The organism is Chryseobacterium sp. SIMBA_028 (assembly GCF_046535285.1).
Classification (GTDB): domain Bacteria; phylum Bacteroidota; class Bacteroidia; order Flavobacteriales; family Weeksellaceae; genus Chryseobacterium.
In genome coordinates this window covers 1-268 of record NZ_JAWRWZ010000334.1, presented here as the reverse complement: position 1 = coordinate 268, position 268 = coordinate 1, and the positions used below count along the sequence as shown (strand labels likewise).

Here is a 268-nt window from a genome sequence, read left to right as displayed (position 1 = left end):
GACGCGGATCTCGTCTCGCCCTACCGGGTATTCCAGTTCGTCGCGCACGATGTTCTGCTTGCCGACGAACACTGCGAACGTGAGCCCACGTTCGCGCGAGCGCGCCATGAAAGCGGAAACCCCGGGATGACGACGCCGAGCGCGCGCATCGCCTCGGAAGTCGACGTTACGGCGAGGCGGTGCTCACGCCCGAACATGGCACCGAGAATCCCGTAAAGGCGAACGATGGTCAGTTGCTCATTCATTCACGTCACCTCTGTATCGCAGC

Annotated in this window: 1 protein-coding gene; it reads left to right on the top strand. The window is 62.3% G+C overall.

Translation table 11 applies throughout. From position 1 onward, the window contains the following. Positions 1-216 (top strand): hypothetical protein (locus tag SCA31_RS23675; protein WP_410699455.1); only part of this gene is annotated, 216 nt, incomplete at its 5' end. Between the last annotated feature and the right edge of the window lie 52 nt (positions 217-268).